Origin of the sequence: Methylobacterium sp. CCH5-D2, assembly GCF_001556475.1 — a bacterium.
GTDB classification, from domain to species: Bacteria; Pseudomonadota; Alphaproteobacteria; order Rhizobiales; family Beijerinckiaceae; genus Methylobacterium; species Methylobacterium hispanicum.
Window position 1 is genome coordinate 1 of sequence record NZ_LSIX01000260.1, and the last position, 5,106, is coordinate 5,106.

General features: G+C 72.6%; 6 protein-coding genes. 1 reads left to right on the top strand and 5 read right to left on the bottom strand.

What is annotated here, in order from left to right; genetic code table 11:
• Positions 1 to 109: 109 nt before the first annotated feature.
• From AX737_RS07090 to AX737_RS07110, 5 genes are all read right to left on the bottom strand, one after another.
• Positions 110 to 367 (bottom strand): exodeoxyribonuclease VII small subunit, encoded by a 258-nt coding sequence (locus AX737_RS07090; protein ID WP_066920146.1) that lies wholly within the window; start codon positions 365 to 367, stop codon positions 110 to 112.
• 182 nt (positions 368 to 549) lie between these two features.
• Positions 550 to 1,059, bottom strand: coding sequence for a protein tyrosine phosphatase (locus AX737_RS07095; protein ID WP_066920147.1), 510 nt, complete (start codon positions 1,057 to 1,059; stop codon positions 550 to 552).
• Between the two features lie 5 nt (positions 1,060 to 1,064).
• On the bottom strand, positions 1,065 to 1,622 hold the full coding sequence (locus AX737_RS07100) for an HD family hydrolase (RefSeq protein WP_066920148.1): 558 nt from the start codon (positions 1,620 to 1,622) through the stop codon (positions 1,065 to 1,067).
• 29 nt (positions 1,623 to 1,651) lie between these two features.
• Positions 1,652 to 2,266 (bottom strand): DNA-3-methyladenine glycosylase I, encoded by a 615-nt coding sequence (locus AX737_RS07105; RefSeq protein ID WP_066920149.1) that lies wholly within the window; start codon positions 2,264 to 2,266, stop codon positions 1,652 to 1,654.
• A gap of 317 nt (positions 2,267 to 2,583) precedes the next feature.
• On the bottom strand, positions 2,584 to 3,441 hold the full coding sequence (locus tag AX737_RS07110; RefSeq protein ID WP_066920150.1) for a folate-binding protein YgfZ: 858 nt from the start codon (positions 3,439 to 3,441) through the stop codon (positions 2,584 to 2,586).
• Positions 3,442 to 3,541: 100 nt separating this feature from the next.
• Here AX737_RS07110 and AX737_RS07115 point away from each other — a divergent pair, with 100 nt between their 5' ends.
• Positions 3,542 to 4,879, top strand: a complete 1,338-nt coding sequence (locus tag AX737_RS07115) for a dihydroorotase (protein WP_066920151.1) — start codon at positions 3,542 to 3,544, stop codon at positions 4,877 to 4,879.
• Positions 4,880 to 5,106: the final 227 nt, after the last annotated feature.

Below are 5,106 nucleotides of genomic sequence, written 5' to 3' on the forward strand. Positions count from 1 at the left end.
TCTCGGGCAGGTGGCGCAAAGCCGCCGGCTCCTCCAGACCGTCAAGGATCGACGTTACGCTCTCGTTCTCGGCCACGGCATCAATCCTCGTCCTGTCGGGATGGGCGGGCTACTCGACGTCCAGCGGCGCCACGCCCTCGGCGCGTCCCTCGGGGCCGAGCGTGATCCGCTGGATACGGGCCTCGGCCCGCTTGAGCAGCTGCTCGCAGTGCCGCTTCAGCATCTCGCCGCGCTCGTAGATCGCGACGGACTCGTCCAGCGGAACATCCCCCCGCTCAAGGCGGCGCACGATCTCCTCCAGTTGCTCGAGAGCCTTCTCGAAGGGCAGATCGGGCGCGGCGGGGGCATCGGAGCGAGGTGCGGTCATCCCTGTCAGTTTCCTTTGGACCGGTTCTAGGGCGGAGCGTGCGCCCGGGACAACCCGGCGGGCATGGCCGGGCCGCGATGACCCACCGCTTTCGCGCGGCCTGACGTGCCCGGGCAACACCCGCGACGGTGGTACGGTACGCCGCTGTACGCGATCCGGTGGCAGGATTGCGCCTCGCGCTCTTACACCGCGAACTGGAACGGCGCGCCCTCGTAGGCGTCGGCGCCGCGCCCGATCGCGGCGATCGCCGCGACCATGCGCCCGTCGCGCCCGAGGATCCGGTCGGCCAGCGCGACGAAGCGCGGGTTCGGCGTGGCGGAGGGCGAGGCGGCGCGGAGTTCCCGCGCGACCTCGGCCTCGTCGCGCTCGGGGTTCAGGGCGCAGGCCGCGATATAGGCCGCGGCCGTCGATCGGCTGATGCCGGCCCAGCAATGGATGACGAGCGGCCGCTCCCGCGGCCAGGCGCACACGAAGGCGATGATGCGCTCCACGTGGCTCTCGTCGGCGAGAACATGGCCGTCGGTCGCCGCCGCGATGTCGCTCACCGCGATCACCGCGCGGCATTCCGGCGGCACCGTATCCGGAAGGTCCGGAGCGTTGCCGGAGGTGAGCAGGCTGAGGACATGGCCCGCGCCGGTCGCCGCGACGGTCTCGGGCAGGCGCGCGAGGGAGCAGACGTGGAGGGTCGGCATCGGGCCTATCCGGCGAGCGCTTCGAAGCGGGCGATGTAGCGGTCCTGGGCGCGGGCGGTCGGCCAGGGGTCTGCCAGCGCCAGGACCGGTTCGGGCAGGGCCTCGGCCCGGCCGAAATAGCGCGCCGCCTCCTCCCCTGTGAAGCCCGCGAGCCGCACCGCCTCGACATGGGCGGCGATCCGGTCGGCGCGCTTCACGAGGCGGGCGAGGGCCGGGTCCGGTGCGTCGAGCCCGAAGCGGCGGCGGATCGCGGCGAGCAGGCGCCGCTCGACGCCCTTGTAGGCATCGCCGATCGCGGCCTTGAGGGGCGAGATGATGTCGCCGACCACGTATTCGGGCGCGTCGTGGAGCAGGAATTCCAGCCCCTGCGACGCGGTCCGCTCCGGCCGCAGGTGCAGGCCGATCGCCTCGACCAGCAGGGAGTGCTGGGCCACCGAGAAGACGTGCTCGCCCGCCGTCTGCCCGTTCCAGCGCGCGACCCGGGCGAGGCCGTGGGCGATGTCGGCGAGTTCGATGTCGAGCGGCGAGGGATCGAGCAGGTCGAGGCGGCGGCCCGACAGCATGCGCTGCCACGCCCGCGGGGCAGGGGGGCTCACGCGCGGCCCCCGAGCGCCGCGCAGGCCGCGTGCCGGTGGCAGCCGACGAGGTGGTCGTTCACCAGCCCGGTGGCCTGCATGAAGGCGTACACGATGGTCGGCCCGCAGAAGCCGAACCCTTCGGCCTTCAGCGCCTTGCTGACCTGCCGGGAGAGGGGCGTCTCCGGCACGATCTCGGCGCGGGTGCGGGCGCAGCCCTGGAGGGGCGCGCCGTCCACGAAGTCCCAGAGGAAGCGCGAGAAGCCGGGCCCGCGCTCCTCGATGGCGAGCCAGGCGCGGGCGCCGCGGATCGTCGCCTCGATCTTGGCGCGGTTGCGGATGATGCGGGCGTCGCCCATCAGCCGCTCGACATCGGCCGGCGTGAAGCGGGCGATACGCTCCGGCTCGAACCCCGCGAAGGCCTCCCGAAAACCCTCGCGGCGGCGCAGGATGGTGATCCACGAAAGGCCCGCCTGGAAGCCGTCGAGGATCAGCTTCTCGTATAGCGCCCGGCCGTCGTGTTCCGGCACGCCCCATTCGGTGTCGTGGTAGGCCATGTAGAACGGGTCGTGCCCCGGCCACCAGCAGCGGGCGCAGCCGTCGGGGTGCTCGATGAGGCCGGTCTCGGACATGGATCCGCTTTAGCGAGAACAAGAGCGGAACGCTATCGCGCGTGGCGTTGGAAGTCCCGAGCTTTGCACAGGCCTACCTGCGCACGCGCACCCATAACGGGCCCCGCCCTTTCCCGGACGCCTGGAGCGTCAGCGGAAGGTGATCCGGGATCCGGCACAAGGAGACGCGAAGCGTCCGAACCCTGCAACGTCGCTGAAGATCGAGCCGCTTCGCGGCACTTCTCCTGCTGGGTCCCGGATCACCCTCCACTCCGTTCCGGGCGTCCGGGAAAGAGCGCGGGTCCTCTGAAACCGGGCGGCCCGGCACGGGGTCGCGCTCAGGCGGCCGGCGCGCCCGCCGCCTCCGGCATGGCGAAGCCCGCGTAGGATGGGCGCTCCAGCGCCACGGCCCGGTCCCCGGCTCGCAGGGTCTCGCCCGCGGCGAGCGCGTCGCCCAGCCGGTCGATGCGGACCATCGCGAGTCCGCGGTCGCCCGCCGTGCCGCCGGTCGTACCCATCACCTTGCCGCCGGCGGTGATCTCGGTGCCCGGCGCGGCGGCCTCGCCCTCCGGGTAGTGCGCCGCGAGGATCCGGGTTCGCGCGGTGCCGCGGTGCTGCATGCGCGAGACCACCTCCTGGCCGACATAGCAGCCCTTCTTGAAGTCCACCCCGCCGAGCTGGTCCATCAGCGCCTCGTGCGGGAAGGCGTCCCCGAGGGCGAAGTCGCGCCCGCCCTCCGGCACCGCCAGGGCGATGCGGTGGGCGTGGTAATCGTCCGGCGCGGCGTCGGCCGAGAAGGCGCCCTCGGCGGCGTAGAGGCGGGCGCCGAGGCCGGGCGCGCGGGTATCCTCGACGCGCGCGACCTCCGCGGCGGTGGTGGCGCCGTCCCAGGCGGCGGCGACCGCGACGGTCGGATCGGCGGCGATCTCGGCCTTCGCGCGCAGGCGGTAGAGGCCCAGGCGCTTGGCGAGGGCGGGGGCTTGCTCGGCGGCGACGTCGAGGCGGAATCCCCCGGGCAGGCGGGAGATCAGGAAATCGAACAGGATCTTGCCCTGCGGCGTCAGCAGGGCGCCGAGCCGTGCCGCGCCCTCGGGCAGGGTGGCGACGTTGCAGGTCAGCACGCCCTGGAGCAGGTCCGTCGCGTCCGGGCCCGTCACGGTGACGAGGGCGCGGTCGGGAAGCAGCGCGATCGGCATGGAACCTCCATCGCCGCCGCGGGGGTGGCACGCGGCGCGCGCCTGACATAAGCCCCGCGGGAACGGGGCTCAACCGCCCGCCGAACCCGTGGAGACCGTGATGGAGCAGCCCTTCGACCTCGTCCTCGCCGGGGGCACCGTGGTCAACCATGACGGCCAGCACCGGGCCGACATCGGCATCCGGGCTGGCCGGGTCGCGGAGATCGGCGATCTCGGGGGCCGCGACGCCGCCGAGCGCCAGGACTGTACCGGCCTGCACCTGCTGCCCGGCGTGATCGACAGCCAGGTCCATTTCCGGGAGCCCGGCCTCGACCACAAGGAGGATCTCGAATCCGGGTCGCGCGCCGCCGTGATGGGCGGCGTGACCGCGGTGTTCGAGATGCCGAACACGAACCCACTCACCACGACGAGAGAGACGCTCGCCGACAAGGTCGCGCGGGCCCACCACCGCATGCACTGCGACTTCGCCTTCTGGGTCGGCGGCACGCACGAGAACGCCGCCGAGGTGGCCGAGCTGGAGCGCCTGCCGGGGGCCGCCGGCATCAAGGTCTTCGTTGGGTCCTCGACCGGCGCGCTGCTCGTCGAGGACGATGCGGGCGTGCGCGCGATCCTGAAGAACATCCGCCGCCGCGCCGCCTTCCACGCCGAGGACGAACCGATGCTGCGCGCGCGCAAGGGGCTGCGCGTGCCGGGCGACCCGTCCTCGCACCCGGTCTGGCGCTCGCCCGAGGCCGCGCTCAAGGCGACCGAACGCCTCGTGGCGCTTGCGCACGAGACGGGCGCGCGCATCCACATCCTGCACATCTCCACGCAGGAGGAGATGGTGTTCCTGGCCGAGCACAAGGACGTGGCGAGCTGCGAGGTGACGCCCCATCACCTCACCCTCGACGGCACCGAGGCCTACGCCCGCCTCGGCACGCTGGTGCAGATGAACCCGCCGGTGCGCGACGCCGGGCACCGGGCCGGGATCTGGCGCGGTCTCTCGCAGGGCGTCGCCGACGTGCTGGGCTCCGACCACGCGCCCCACACCCTCGAGGAGAAGGCCAAGCCCTATCCCGATTCGCCCTCCGGGATGACCGGCGTGCAGACGCTGGTGCCGATGATGCTCGACCACGTCGCGGCGGGCCGCCTCTCCCTCGCCCGCTTCGTGGACCTGACGAGCGCGGGCCCGCAGCGCCTGTTCGGGATCGCGCGCAAGGGCCGGCTGGCTGCGGGCTACGACGCCGACGTGACCGTGGTGGACCTGAAGCGCCGCGAGACCATCCGCAACGGCTGGATCGCCTCGAAATGCGGGTGGACGCCCTACGACGGCGTCACGGTCACGGGCTGGCCGGTCGGCACGGTGGTGCGCGGCAACCGTGTGATGTGGGAGGGGCAGCTCACCGCGCCCTCGCGCGGCGAGGCGGTGGTGTTCGAGGACGCGCTCGCGGCGGGCTGAGCCCGAATTCTCCCCCCTCTGCGGGGGAGGTCGATCTCCTGGGGCGTGCCCCTTTTCAAAATCGCGCGTGAATCACGACCGGCCCCCTCTCCCATAGGGAGAGGGTTGGGGTGAGGGGTATGACGTATCAGGACCGAGCACGCGGTCGACGCGCGTTCAGCGCCGCGTCCTATCCGGCGGCGTCATACCCCTCACCCGGCTTTCTGCGAAAGCAGACCTCTCCCTAT